Source organism: Roseovarius indicus, from assembly GCF_008728195.1.
Lineage (GTDB): Bacteria > Pseudomonadota > Alphaproteobacteria > Rhodobacterales > Rhodobacteraceae > Roseovarius > Roseovarius indicus.
Map to the genome: position 1 here is coordinate 4107881 of NZ_CP031598.1, position 12720 is coordinate 4120600.

The 12720-nt window shown below is 64.1% G+C and carries 12 protein-coding genes and 1 tRNA gene; 5 read left to right on the forward strand and 8 right to left on the reverse strand.

Annotated elements, in window-relative coordinates; all coding sequences use genetic code 11:
* Positions 1–77: 77 nt before the first annotated feature.
* On the reverse strand, positions 78–2990 hold the full coding sequence (ileS, locus tag RIdsm_RS19885) for an isoleucine--tRNA ligase (protein WP_057818192.1): 2913 nt from the start codon (positions 2988–2990) through the stop codon (positions 78–80).
* A 664-nt stretch (positions 2991–3654) separates the two neighbouring features.
* Between ileS and RIdsm_RS19890 the strand changes: the two genes are divergently transcribed.
* Both RIdsm_RS19890 and RIdsm_RS19895 read left to right on the forward strand, forming a co-directional pair.
* On the forward strand, positions 3655–4065 hold the full coding sequence (locus RIdsm_RS19890; RefSeq protein ID WP_057818194.1) for a group III truncated hemoglobin: 411 nt from the start codon (positions 3655–3657) through the stop codon (positions 4063–4065).
* 121 nt (positions 4066–4186) lie between these two features.
* On the forward strand, positions 4187–4990 hold the full coding sequence (locus RIdsm_RS19895; RefSeq protein WP_057818196.1) for a GNAT family N-acetyltransferase: 804 nt from the start codon (positions 4187–4189) through the stop codon (positions 4988–4990).
* A gap of 29 nt (positions 4991–5019) precedes the next feature.
* Here RIdsm_RS19895 and RIdsm_RS19900 read toward each other — a convergent pair whose 3' ends face one another.
* Positions 5020–6021, reverse strand: coding sequence for a YcjF family protein (locus RIdsm_RS19900; protein ID WP_057818198.1), 1002 nt, complete (start codon positions 6019–6021; stop codon positions 5020–5022).
* Complete coding sequence (locus tag RIdsm_RS19905) at positions 6018–7445, reverse strand: YcjX family GTP-binding protein (protein WP_057818200.1); 1428 nt, start codon at positions 7443–7445, stop codon at positions 6018–6020. The genes RIdsm_RS19900 and RIdsm_RS19905 overlap by 4 nt, the downstream gene beginning before the upstream one ends.
* A gap of 258 nt (positions 7446–7703) precedes the next feature.
* Here RIdsm_RS19905 and truA point away from each other — a divergent pair, with 258 nt between their 5' ends.
* On the forward strand, positions 7704–8471 hold the full coding sequence (gene truA, locus RIdsm_RS19910; protein WP_057818202.1) for a tRNA pseudouridine(38-40) synthase TruA: 768 nt from the start codon (positions 7704–7706) through the stop codon (positions 8469–8471).
* 160 nt (positions 8472–8631) lie between these two features.
* Positions 8632–8708: transfer RNA gene (locus RIdsm_RS19915), tRNA-Arg, on the forward strand.
* Between the two features lie 32 nt (positions 8709–8740).
* Here the strand turns inward: RIdsm_RS19915 and RIdsm_RS19920 are convergent.
* The 5 genes from RIdsm_RS19920 to RIdsm_RS30405 form a co-directional block, all read right to left on the reverse strand.
* Positions 8741–9823, reverse strand: a complete 1083-nt coding sequence (locus RIdsm_RS19920; RefSeq protein WP_057818203.1) for a tyrosine-type recombinase/integrase — start codon at positions 9821–9823, stop codon at positions 8741–8743.
* Positions 9820–9993, reverse strand: a complete 174-nt coding sequence (locus RIdsm_RS30240; protein ID WP_160325868.1) for a hypothetical protein — start codon at positions 9991–9993, stop codon at positions 9820–9822. The genes RIdsm_RS19920 and RIdsm_RS30240 overlap by 4 nt, the downstream gene beginning before the upstream one ends.
* 1 nt (position 9994) lies before the next feature.
* Positions 9995–10201: a hypothetical protein gene (locus RIdsm_RS19925; protein ID WP_057818205.1), complete on the reverse strand. Its 207-nt coding sequence runs from the start codon at positions 10199–10201 to the stop codon at positions 9995–9997.
* 50 nt (positions 10202–10251) lie between these two features.
* Positions 10252–10812: a hypothetical protein gene (locus RIdsm_RS19930; protein ID WP_057818207.1), complete on the reverse strand. Its 561-nt coding sequence runs from the start codon at positions 10810–10812 to the stop codon at positions 10252–10254.
* Between the two features lie 62 nt (positions 10813–10874).
* Positions 10875–11033 (reverse strand): hypothetical protein, encoded by a 159-nt coding sequence (locus RIdsm_RS30405; protein WP_160325869.1) that lies wholly within the window; start codon positions 11031–11033, stop codon positions 10875–10877.
* A 271-nt stretch (positions 11034–11304) separates the two neighbouring features.
* Here RIdsm_RS30405 and RIdsm_RS19935 point away from each other — a divergent pair, with 271 nt between their 5' ends.
* Positions 11305–12318 (forward strand): IS110 family RNA-guided transposase, encoded by a 1014-nt coding sequence (locus RIdsm_RS19935; protein ID WP_057818258.1) that lies wholly within the window; start codon positions 11305–11307, stop codon positions 12316–12318.
* The last annotated feature ends 402 nt before the right edge of the window (positions 12319–12720 follow it).

Genomic DNA, 12720 nt, shown 5'->3' on the forward strand with positions numbered 1-12720 from the left:
CGATGAAAAAGCCCGCCGCGTACCCCACGCGGCGGGCTTTCCTGTTCATTCCCCCACCGGGGGACTGCGCCGGAAACCTAACCCAGCGCCTCGTCACACCGCTTGCAGGTACCCGGATGCTTATGCGTCCCCACGTCCGGCAGGATCTTCCAGCACCGCTGGCATTTCTCCCCCTCGGCCTTCTCGAACACCACCGTCACACCCTCGACCTCCGGCAGACGATACGCCTCCGCCGGGCTCGGGTCGCCGGTCAGCCAGATCGCCGAGGTGATGCAGATATCCTCGAAATTCACCGATTTCAGAACCTTCAGCATCTCGGCATCCTCGACATGCACCACCGGCGCGGCCTCGAGGCTCGCCCCGATGACCTTGTCGGTCCGCTGCACCTCCAGCGCCGCGGTCACGACCCGCCTTGCCCGCCGCACATGCGCCCATTTCTGCGCCAGCGGCTCGTCCAGCCAATCCGCCGGCGTCTCCGGGATATCCACCAGGTGCACCGAGCTCTCCTCGCCCGGGAACCGCTCCAGCCAGACTTCCTCCATGGTGAACACCAGCACCGGCGCCAGCCACGTCGTCAGCCGGTGGAACAGGATATCCATCACCGTCCTTGCCGCCCGCCGCCGCGTCGTATCGCCGTCGCAGTAAAGCGCATCCTTCCGGATATCGAAGTAGAACGCGCTCAGTTCCACCGTGGCAAAGTTGAACAGCGCCTGGAACACGCCCTGGAAGTCATACTCGGCATAGCCCGTGCGCACCTTGTGGTCGAGCTCCGCCAACCGGTGCAGCACCCAGCGCTCCAGCTCCGGCATATCCTCCGGCGCAACCCGATCCTCTTCGCTGAAATGGCTCAGCGCCCCCAGCATGAACCGCATCGTGTTGCGCAGCCGGCGATAGCCATCGGCCACCCCTTTCAGGATCTCCGGACCGATCCGCAGATCGGCGGTATAATCCGACTGCGCCACCCAAAGCCGCAGAATATCCGCCCCGTACTGCTTCACCACCTCCTCGGGCGCGACCGTGTTGCCCAACGACTTGGACATCTTGTTGCCCTTCTCGTCGAGCGTGAATCCATGCGTCAGAACCCCGCGATAGGGCGCATGCCCGATCGTGCCGCAGGCCTGCAGCATCGAGGAATGGAACCACCCCCGGTGCTGGTCGGTGCCTTCAAGGTAGAGGTCGGCCATCCCGTCCTCGCTGCCATCCTCCCGGTCGCGCAGCACGAAGGCATGGGTCGAGCCACTGTCGAACCACACGTCGAGAATGTCGTCGACCTTCTCCCACTCGCTGGGGTCATAGTCATTCCCCAGGAACCGCTCCTTGGCGCCGGGCTTGTACCACGCATCCGCGCCCTCTTCCTCGAAGGCCTCCAGGATCCGCGCATTGACCTTTTCATCCCGCAGAAGGAAATCGGCATCGGTCGGCATCGCCCCCTTCTTCTTGAAGCAGGTCAGCGGCACACCCCAGGCCCTCTGGCGAGACAACACCCAATCCGGCCGCGCCTCGATCATCGAATACAGCCGGTTCCGCCCGGTCTTCGGGGTCCACTTCACCTGGTCGATCGAGGTAAGCGCCCGCTCGCGGATCGTGGTGCCGCACGCGTCCTGCCCGTCCCCCACGGCCCGGTCGATCGCGGCAAACCACTGCGGCGTGTTCCGATAGATCACCGGCGCCTTCGACCGCCAGGAATGGGGATAGGAGTGCTTGATCTTGCCCCGCGCCAGCAGGCCGCCGACCTCGACAAGCTTGTCGATGATGGCCTTGTTGGCATTCCCTTCCTTGCCCTTCCGGTTGAGGATCTCGGTGCCCCCAAAGAACGGAAGATCCTCGCGGAAGGTCCCGTCATCCAGCACATTGTAGGTGATCACCTGCTCGAGCATCCCCAGCCCGCGATAGAGCTCGTATTCCTCCATCCCGTGGCTCGGCGCGCAATGCACGAACCCGGTGCCTTCCTCGTCGGTGACGAAATCGGCGGCGCGGAAATCCCGCAGGTCGTCCCACTCGCCGTTCGACCCCTCGGCCCCGGCCAGCGGATGCTTCAGGCTCAGCCCCGACAATTCCTCGGCGCTCACATCCCGGACGCGTTTCCACATATCCGGCTCCAGCCGCGCCCGGCCCATCACGTCGCCCGCCAGCTTGTCGGCCAGGATGAACCGGTCACCCACGTTCGCCCAGCATTGCTCCGGCGTGCCGGTGACCTCGTAAAGGCCATAGGCAAAATCCTCGCCGTAAACGACGGCCTTGTTGGACGGGATCGTCCACGGCGTCGTGGTCCAGATGACAACGCTCGCGCCCTGAAGGTCCCCCTCGGTCGCAACCTCGAACTTCACCCAGATCGTGAAGCTCTCCTTGTCGTGATACTCCACCTCCGCCTCGGCCAGCGCGGTCTTCTCGACGGGCGACCACATCACCGGCTTCGAGCCCTGGTACAGCGTCCCGTTCATCAGGAACTTCTGGAACTCCTCCGCGATGATCCGCTCGGCCCGGAAATCCATCGTCAGGTAGGGCTTCGACCACTTGCCGGTCACGCCCAGCCGCTTGAACTCGTCCCGCTGCACGTCGATCCAGCCCTCGGCGAACTTCCGGCATTCCTGCCGGAAATCGACGATATCGACCTTGTCCTTGCTCTCGCCCTTGGCGCGGTACTGCTCCTCGATCTTCCACTCGATCGGCAGGCCGTGACAATCCCAGCCCGGGATGTAACGCGCATCGCGCCCCATCATCTGCTGGCTGCGCACCACCATGTCCTTCAGGATCTTGTTCAGCGCGTGCCCGATATGCAGGTGCCCGTTGGCATAGGGAGGGCCATCATGCAGGGTGAACGGCGTCCGGTCCCCCTCGGCCACGGCCTTGTCGCGCAGGCGGGTATAGATGCGCAGAGCGTTCCAGCGCTCCAGCCACTCGGGCTCGCGCTTGGGCAGCCCCGCGCGCATCGGGAAATCGGTCTTCGGCAGGTTCAGCGTGTCTTTGTATTCGGGCGTGTCGGCACACATGGGTGACGTCCTTTGTCACTTGGGTGGTGTCAGGTCTGGATGAAGGGGCGGCGCGGTGGTCCATACGCCTTGTCCCGGCGGCTCGTCAGTCTCAGAGCGCCGGGCATGTAATTCGAATGATGATCGCGTAAGGGTGCATCATGCGCCGGGTTATAGGCCCCGTGCCCGGCGGCGTCCAGAGCCGAGGCGCCGCAGCGCTCTCCAGCCTCCCCGCCATCAGAAAAACACACCCCGCCCCCGCTTCATCTTGCCAAAAATACTCAAACTCCTACCCCCGCCTCATGCGCCACGCGCAGGATTGGCACCACCCCCGCCACGCCCCCCGTTTTCCGCGCGGAAAACGAGCTGGAAAATGCACATTTTCCAGCCCCGGGATTTGCGCAAATTCCGGCCCTCCCCTCTCGGCCCGCGACGGAAAATTCGAATTTTCCGACCCGGAATTTTCAAAAATTCCGCCCCGCCCCCGTTGCGCCCGACACATCATCTCGCCCGTTGCGCACCGCCCGCCACATCAACCATCGCGCTTACAGACCCCGACACCGACGCGATACCGACAAAATACCGACGTGATACCGACGTCCCGATCCCTTCAAAACAAGGCCATTAACCTTCGAATCGCCCCCGGCCCTTGCAACTCCCCTGTCCCGCGGTCAAATCTCTGCCCATGACCACCGCCCTGCCCCCGCGCTTCGACATCACCCGCCCCGAGATCGAGCGGGTCGTGGCCGTGTTCTACGAGCGCATCCGCAACCACCCCGGCCTCGGCCCCGTCTTCGCCGTCCACGTCACCGACTGGCCAGCCCACGAGGCCAAGGTCGCATCCTTCTGGGCCAACACCATCCTCCACGAGCGCAGCTACGAGGGCACCCCCGTCGCCGCCCATGTCAACGCCGGCAACGTGCGGCCGGGCATGTTCTCCACCTGGCTCGCGCTCTTCGACATCGTCCTGAACGCCGAGCTCCGCCCAGACCAGGCCGCCGCATGGTCTGCCCTCGCCCACCGCATCGGCCGCTCCATGCGCGCCAGCGTGGTCGAGCGCGAAACCCATGACGGCGGCGTGCCAAAGTTGCGCTGACCCGAGGCGGCGCGCGGCTGTCAGGCGGTGCGCAGTGAGTATTTTCAGAACGGTGAAAGTCCGGGCGCGGCGCTTTCCGACCCCTGTGCTATACTTCGGCAGGTGTGGAAGGAGAGGTCTCGTGTCGCCCCGGTTCTTCGGCTCGGACACACAGAAACAGATGGAACGCGTGGCCCACGATCTCTGGCCGCTCCTGAAGGACGACCCGGCCTACGGCACCGAAGGCCGCATGATCGGCATCGACGCGCCCTCCGAGAACCAGATCGACAAGGTCGCCGCCCTCACCCGCATCCAGGGCGCCTCGGTCAACCACTACGTCCCGAAGGCCGAAGAAGACGCCCTCGCCGCCCGCTACGTGGGCCTCGGCCTTGCCTCCGACCGATGGGACCAGTTCATGGGCGGCACGGCCTGTCTCGAGGCCGCCACCGCGCTGCTCGACCGTTTCACCCTGCCCGAAGGCTACACCCTCCACCGCCTCTCGCCCGACACGCCCGCCCATATCCTCGACGGGCTGGAGACAACGGCGGCCGCCTGCGGCGTCCTCCCGCCCATGTCGCCCATCCTCTTCGGAACGCTTCGACCGGCCGCCTATGTCTGCCTCGAAGCCCCCGATGGCGGCGTCGCCGCCTGCGCCGGCTCGGTCATGCGCAACCACCCCGACAGCCGCTTCGCCAAGACAGCCTGGTGGGGCATGCTCGCCACCCGCGAGCAGGATCGCGGCCGTGGCCTCTCGCTCTATCTCGGCGCGCTCGCCGCCCGGCACATGCACGACCGCCACGGCGTCACCGAATTCTACACCGGCGTCCGAAGCGACAACGCCGTCTCCCGCCATGTTTGCGAAAAGCTGGGCGTCCACGACAGCGCCTATGCCTGCGTCGCCATCCTCGACCCGCAGGCCTTCGGCGAAGGCGGCTACACCAAGTAGGGCGGGTGCCACCCCACCATTCCGGCGCCTCAGCCGCCCTGCCCGAAGAGCCCCGTCAGGGCCCGCCGCACCAGCGACGTCACCGACGGCCGCCGCACGCGCGCAAAGGGCAGCGGCCGGCACACCTCCATCGCCGCCACGCCCACGCGCGCGGTCAGCGCCCCGTTGACCACCCCCTCACCGAACCGCCGCGACAGCCGCGACAGCACCCCGCCGCCCGCGATCGAGCCCAGCATGTCATCGCCCACCGCCACGGCGCCCGTCGCCACCAGGTGCGTCATCACCGCCCGCGCCAGTCGCCAGCTGCCCAGCGTGCCCGACCGCCCGCCATAGACCTCGGCAATCCGCCGGATCATCCGCAAATTCGCCGTCAGCGCCGCCACCACGTCGGCCAGCGCCAGCGGCACCACGGCCGTCACCGCCGCCACCTGCCGGGCCGCCGCCTCGACCTCCCGCGTCGCCACGGCATCCAGCGGCCCCAGCAATTCCGTCTCCGCCACGCCCAACAGCGCCGCCGCGTCGAACTGATCCGCCTGCGCCTCGGCCAGCCGCTCCCGGCCCCAGCGCGTATCCTCACGGCCCGAGTAAAGCTTCACCAAGTCCCGCGTCACCTCGCGCGCCTTGCCAAGGTCATCGCCCGAAAGCGCCTCCTCGGCCTTGCGAAACAGCGTATCCAGCCGCCCCAGCCGCGCAAACGCCGCCAGCTCCTTCACAGAGATCGCCAGCAAGAGAACCAGCACCGCCAAGATCAGCGCCGAAATCGCATAGCCCACCACCGGCCACCGCCCGATCAGCCCCATGGCGAAATCCCACGCCGCCACCGAAAGCACGGCGCCCAGAAGCGTCAGCAGCAACCCCCAGAACCACCGGGCCAGCCGCGAGGGCCGCCGTGCCGCCAGCGTCGCCACGGTCAGCATCGCCCGCCCCTCCGGCGCCTCCGGCATCTCGGGGTCCGGCACCGGCGGCGCGGCATCCGGGCCCGGCGCCGCGTCGGTTTCGTCAAGGTCAAACAGGATCGGACCCTTCGTCATAGCCGGTCCCCGAACAAGAACTGCGCCGCCCGGTCGAGCCGGATATGCGGCGGCCCATCGCCGGGCCGCAGCGTCAGCGGCGCCGGCGCGAAGCGCATCACCTGGTAATCGGCATCGAGCCATTTCTCGGCCCCCTGCCGCGCGGGCGTCAGCAGCCGCGCCGGATCATCCGGCAACGCGCCCGGATAGAACGCCGCCTGCTTCCCGCGCGACCCGTCCTCGTTCAACAACGTCCCCCGCACACAGTCGACCGAGCCGCCCTCGTGCGGCCGCGTCTCCTCGGTCGTCGCCCGCAAAGCGGCAATCGCCATCGCCCGTGTTTCGGCCCCCGCGAAATCGGCCCGGTCGCGCGCCTCGCGCATCAGCGCCGACATGATCCCCGCCAGCGCCCCGTGCTGCGTGTGGTGCAGATGGTCCGCCTTGGTCGCGGCAAACAATATCTTCTCCACCCGCCGCCCGCGCAGCAGCCGGCTCAGAAACGCGTTCCGACCCGGCCGGAAGGCACCGAGAATATCCGCCATCGCCTGCCGCATATCCTCCACCGCCGCCGGCCCCCGATGGATCGCCCCCAGCACGTCGACCAGCACGACCTGCCGGTCGATCCGGGCAAAGTGATCGCGGAAGAACGGCGTCACCACCCGCGACTTATACGCCTCGAACCGCCGCTCCATCTCGCGCCACAGCGACTTGCGCGGCGTGGTCTCGGGCTTCGGCAACGGCGCGAAAGTCAGCACCGGCGAGCCCTCCAGATCCCCCGGCAACAGGAAGCGCCCCGGCGTGCAATCCGAATACCCCGCGTCCCGCGCCTGCGTCAGATAAGCCGTATAAGCCCTTGCCAGCGCCTGCGCTTTCGGCTCTTCCAAGGCCGCCGCCCCATCCGTCTCCTTGGCCAAGGCAAGGTACTCCGCCCCCTCGCCCCGGCCCTCCAGCCGGGTCAGCATCTCCGCCGACCACGTGGCGAAATCCTTGTCCATCAGGCCAAGATCAAGCAGCCACTCGCCGGGGTAATCCACGATATCGAGATGCACCGTCCGCGGCCCCGAGAACCCCGACAGCAACCCTGATGGCCGCACCCGTAAAGACAGCCGCAACTGGGACACCGCTCGCGTACTCTCGGGCCAGTGCGGCGCGGCCCCGGTCAGCGCCCCCAGATGCGTCTCGTAATCGAAGCGCGGCACCGTATCGTCAGGCTGCGGCTGCAGGAACGCCGCCGAGATCCGCCCGTCACCGGCGGCCACCAGCCCCGGCATCCGCCCCCGGTCCATCAGGTTGGCCACAAGCGAGGTGATGAACACCGTCTTGCCCGCCCGCGACAGCCCCGTCACCCCCAGCCGGATCACCGGCTCGAAGAAGGTCTCGGAAATCGAGTCCGACACGCCTTCAATCCCGCGTGTCAGCCCGTCTGCGATGGAGGAAATGACCAATGGGCCTGCCCCTGTCTGCCTGTTCGTGTCTGCCTGTCCGTTCACTGTCTTGCGTCAAGATAGACACCACGGCGGGCACTTGCCAGTGGGGGTGTTGCATCCGCCACCGCGCGCAGGGCCAACACCTCCTCAACGCCACAGCCTTAAACCACGGGGTGCAACGACCTCGCCCCGCACCGCGCCTGCCCGAAACGCCCCTGTCGTTAACCTTTCGTCAAGGGATTGTCCGCAGACCGGCCCCGCGCTAAGAGCCGCGTCATGCCACGCTACGCGCTCAAGGTCGAATATAACGGCGCCCCCTTTGCCGGCTGGCAAAGGCAGGCCGATCAACCCTCGGTGCAAGGCGCGATCGAGGCGGCGCTGGCACGCCTCGAACCCGGCCCGCACACCATCGCCGCGGCCGGCCGCACCGATGCCGGCGTCCACGGTCTCGGCCAGGTCGCCCACTGCGACCTGACGAAAGACTGGGAGCCGTTCCGCCTCTCCGAGGCCCTGAACTACCACCTCAAACCCCAGCCCGTCGCCATCCTCGCCTGCGCCCGCGTCGCCGACGACTGGCACGCCCGCTTCTCGGCCACCGAGCGCCGCTACCTCTTCCGCCTCCTCATGCGCCGTGCCCCCGCCACCCATGACAAGGGTCTGGTCTGGCATGTCCGCAATCCGCTCGACCTAGACGCCATGCGCGAAGGCGCGGCACATCTCATCGGCCACCACGACTTCACCACCTTCCGCTCGACCATCTGCCAGGCCAAGAGCCCCGTCAAAACCCTCGACGAAATCACCATCACCGCCACCAAAGGCCTCTCCGGCCCCGAATTCCACTTCCGCCTCCGCGCCCGCTCCTTCCTGCACAACCAGGTCCGCTCCATCGTCGGCACCCTGGAACGCGTGGGCAGCGGCGCCTGGGCCCCCTCCGACGTCGCCACCGCACTGGCCGCCCGCGACCGCGCCGCTTGCGGGCCGGTCTGCCCGCCCCACGGCCTCTACCTGGCTGCCGTCCGCTACCCGGATGACCCCTTCGCGTGATGAGGGCGGTTCGCGAAAAATCCGGGCACGGATTTTCGCGGAACGCTTCGCAACGCCTGATCGCGGCGCAGGTTTCGCACCTCACCGATCCACCGGATCATAGCCGCAACGCTTTTGCCTTTGATCTTGCCCCAATGCCCCGCTAAACGAAGGCGCAAGCGGTCCCGTAGCTCAACTGGATAGAGCAGCTGACTTCTAATCAGCAGGTTCGGGGTTCGAGTCCTCGCGGGATCGCCAACCATACCGATTAGTCTCCTTTTTTCAGTGCTTTATGCGCATCTTTGGCGAACCTCTTCCGCAGGTTCACCAAGTTTTTTTTCACCATTCGGCCTTGCGATGAGCTTGCCAAATGCAGAGTCGGCCATGCCTCCGCGCTGCGCCTCCGCAGTGTATCGCTGGACCTCGGCGAGGGTCTTGTGCCCGGTCACGGCGCCGATTTCGTGGGCGGTGGCCCCAGCTTCTGCCAGACGCCGGGCGCAGGCTTTACGAAGGCCATGGGCGCTGCACAGCGGCAAGCCAGCCTCATCGCACCATTCGCGCATCATATTGCCCAGTCCGTTCGGCGAGCGGGACGCGCCACGATTGGTCTGCAGGAATGTCAGAGCATCCCGCGCGCAGTCGGCCAGCACCTCCGCAAGGTCGGGGTGTATCGGCATGGAAACGGCCGAGCCCGTCTTGCTGCGCCGATATTCGAGCCGCTCGCCCTTCACGTTCTGCCATCCGAGTGCCACGGCATCGATACGCGCCACGCCCGTATAAAGCATGAGCGTTACCGCCCTGTGTGCGAGCGTGCCAGGCTGATGCACTTCAAAGAAGCGGGCAATCTCGCCCTCGTCCCACGTGTGATGCCCGCCGCCGTCGAGCCGATAGGGTTTCGTCGACCGGGCCGGGTTGTCGGGGCGCCAGTCTAGAGACACGGCATGGTCAAGCAACGTGATCAGACGTTTCCGAAGATTGTTAGCGGCAGCCGGAGTTTCCGCCTTCTCCGCGAGGATCTTCTGCACGTGTCGACGCTGCATCAACGTCACGGGCTTGTCGCCATGCTCTTGTCGGAAGCGTTCGATCACGCCCCGATAGGTGCGCTTCGTGCTGTCGGATAGTCCGAGGAAATCGGGCGAGCGATAGTAGGACGCGACAAGAGCCGAGACAGAGCCCGGCCGCGTACGCTCCACGCCAACAAGTCCCCTTGTCCGGTGCCCCTCTAGTGCCGCCTCATAGCGGCGCTGAAAGTCGTCTGAGCCGTAGTCGGTGCCAAGCTCGGCAGCGAAGCCACCCTTACGAAAACGCCAACGGCGCCGGCCGTGTCGGTCTGTGTAGGGCGATGCGCCTGGGTATTGTTTCCGATGCTTCATCCCGCATCCCAAGGGTTCGCATCCTCGCTGGCAGTGCTGTCATTCGTGAAGATCACCACCTTACCGTCGCGGCTGATTTCCGTACGCGCCACCGGATAGCCGGCGTCCCGATACGCCTTGAGGTATCGGGTCAACGCGGTTTGAGTGATGGTGGCGCGGCGGGCGGTCATGTCAGGCGTCTTTGATCTCGTCCAAGAAGCTGCGAATGCCCTTTGCTACGCGCTCCTCGATGTCATCCGGGATCGGGCAGTTCGACTTTACGATCTCGTGCACCATGAATTGCGCGGCAATGTTGAACCCGACCGCAGACGCATCGACTTCCAGTCGGTCAGTACCGTCTTCGTCGATCCGAGAAATTCTCTGAATTACGATCTTCATTGTCATGTCCTCCTTGACACAATGATAGTTAACCTTGTCAGCACAGTTCTTTAGCCGTCTTCACCACCGATCTCGATGTAGACGCCGTCACGGCCAGGACCGGCCAAGCCGTGGAGCATGACGCGCCTTAGGTCTCTGGGAAGGCTCAGCGCCAACCTATCGGCGTCAATGACATGAGCGTGTGCGGTCGGGTCAGTGACTTGCCACAGTTCCTCGATGGTTTCCGCGCTGCGCGTGTTCAGATACTCGTTTTCGTCTTGCTCTCCATAGATCTTGGTAGAGACCCGAAACGCCCAGAAGCGCTTGTGCGGTCTGGCGGTATCGAGGAATACAACTCCATCGTGCTTGCGGAGTGCATACGTCACGGGGATCACCGAAATGCCGGCAATCCACTGGCACACCACTATGGTGGGGATGCTGGGCAGAAGTTCCCGCACAATGGCAAGCTCGACCGTCTCGTGCAGAGAGTACTGCCAACGGCGACTATCATTCTGTTCACCCACGCCATCGAGAATTTGCCTGCGGCGCCAGTCCCGCAATACGTCATTCTTAATGCCCGATAAGTGGGAAACCATCGACTGAGAAACGTAGCGCTCTACAAAATTCGGCATTTGATGCATCTTTCGTGTGATCCCTCACAAACCTTAATTGTGAGAGATCACACAGTTAAGCCCTATTGCTGCCTCACCCTCCACTCGGCTTCATGCATTTCCAACGCTAAGCGCGCCTTCTCGCGGGCGACCTCCAGCATGGCCATCAACTGCACAGCCTCCGGGTCGGACGAGCCAAGCGTGTTGCTATCCATCGCCAAATCGTAAAGCGCGTTGAGCAAGGCGCTGGTCAGGCCTAGTGCTTGGTTCGTTTCCCTGGTGCTTGGTCCGTTTCGCTGAACGCATCTCTATATGCATCGGTCATGCTGCACCTCTGCTGTCTTCGAGTTTCTCAAGCTCGTTTGCGATGGCTTCGGCGCGGCGGCGCATATCTTCGAAGTGTCTAACGTCAGTACCTACCGGACAGATTTAGGTGTTTGAGGAACAGAGATGCGGTCATCGGGCCGATTCGCCACCATTATCGTGGTGGTTTTCGGCAAAGAGGAGATGACCATGGCGTATTACATAGGGCTTGATGTTTCAGTTGAGAGTACGGCCGTTTGCGTGATCGACGCAGCTGGCTGCGTCAAGAAAGAGTTTTCTGCGCGGAGCCATCCTGAGGATCTCGCAAATTCGCTGAATCCGTTTTCTGATGAGATTGCTGGGATCGGCCTCGAAGCTGGGCCCATGTCGGGCTTCCTTGTTGAGGGCCTCAAGCAAAGAGGCTTGGACAGCGTTCTGATGGAGACGCGTAGGGTTCATGCCGCTTTATCTGCCATTCCGGTAAAAACGGATCGGCGGGATGCCCGTGGCATCGCCGAGCTTCTTCGGATGGGCTGGTTTCAACCTGTGCATTTGAAGACGCCTGTCGCTCGGGACCTGCGATTGATGCTGTCGGCGCGGGTCAGTTTGGGTCGTCGCGTCCGTGAACTCGACAATTCGGTTCGTGGCCTTCTCCGTGGATTTGGCTTGAGGGTTCCCACAGGAGCACGAGGCCGGTTCTGTGACCTGGTTCGTGACTTGATCGCAGGCAATCCCGTGCTGGAGGCGGCAATCTTCCCGCTCCTATCAGCACGCGATACGATGGCAGCGGAATTTGCCAAATTGGACAAGCTGGTTCGTGATCAGTCTCGCAACGATAACGTCTGCCGTCGCCTTATGACCATTCCCGGCGTTGGTGCCGTGGTGGCGATGACGTTCCGGGCCGCTATAGACGACCCAACACGGTTTCGTTCATCAAAGTCGGTCGGTGCCTGCTTTGGCCTGACGCCGAGACGGTATCAATCCGGCGAAACGGATCGTGTCACGTCGATCACCAAGGCTGGCGATGCAAGTGTGCGGGCTGCGCTTTATGAAGCAGCGCATGTGATGCTGGTGAGAACCACCAGATGGACCCCACTTAGGGCATGGGCGATGCGCGTTGCTGCTCGACGGGGCGCAAAGCGCGCCAAGATTGCCCTTGCCCGGAAACTGGCCGTCATCATGCATCGGTTGTGGATAGACGGCACAAAGTTCAAAACCGCCTGACAGACAACCAACACCAGAGCTTCCGCAAGGAAGGCGACCCTGAAGGGACGTGGTGAGGGAAAAGCCGACAGAAATCCTGACTTAAATATGAAGTCGCAACGGAGATGGGCTTTCCTGAGCCAAAGCCAACCGCATCATGTGAGTGCAATGCGCAGATCACGGACAGAAGCATGCGCCTTCAGTCGCTAATTCCTTGCAAAACCAGGCCCGATTACAGAAGGATTTCTGGTTCATCGAAGCCATAATGGAGCGAAGATGAACAAGAAATCCTTCGTTACTCAAATACCTAAATCTGTCCAGTAGGTGCTGACGTTAGACATGCGATTGAAAACGTCTTTCGGTTTTGTCATTGTCCGTCCCGACCCTCGTGTAACTGGTCGCTCGACGTCATGTTGTCATCTG